Genomic DNA, 593 nt, shown 5'->3' on the forward strand with positions numbered 1-593 from the left:
ATCAGCGCCGGCACCCTCAGCATCGGCGCCGGCGGCACCACCGGCCAGCTCGGCAACGGCGCCGTGGTCAACAACAGCACCCTGCAGATCAACCGCAGCAACGCCATCACCGTCGGCAACGCCATTTCCGGCACGGGCGCGCTGGTCCAGGCCGGCAGCGGCACCGCCACCCTCACCGGCAACAACACTTACAGCGGCGGTACCACGGTCAACGCCGGCACCCTGCTGCTGGGCTCCGCGAACGCTTTGCCAACGACGGGTAACCTGACCGTCAATGCCGGAACCCTGGATCTCAACACCTTCAATGCCTCGGTGGGCAACCTTTCCGGCGCGGGCGGCAGCATCAATCTGCGCAACCAGACCCTGAGCGTAAACCAGACCAATGCCGCAACTTATGCAGGAGATATCAGTGGCACGGGCATGCTGAGCAAACAGGGTGTGGAAAAACTGACCCTCACCGGCAGCAACAGCTACAGCGGCGGCACCACGGTCAACGCTGGCACCTTGCAGGGCAATACCGGCAGCCTGCAGGGCGACATCATCAACGACGCCTCCGTGATCTTCGACCAGAGCAGCGACGGCACCTACGCCGG

Annotated in this window: 1 protein-coding gene; it reads left to right on the top strand. The window is 64.6% G+C overall.

The window, feature by feature from the left end; translation table 11 throughout:
- On the top strand, positions 1–593 hold a 593-nt coding region (locus ISX93_RS16990; protein ID WP_195779942.1), incomplete at both ends, for an autotransporter-associated beta strand repeat-containing protein.

Source organism: Pseudomonas sp. N040 (assembly GCF_015637705.1).
Lineage (GTDB): Bacteria > Pseudomonadota > Gammaproteobacteria > Pseudomonadales > Pseudomonadaceae > Aquipseudomonas.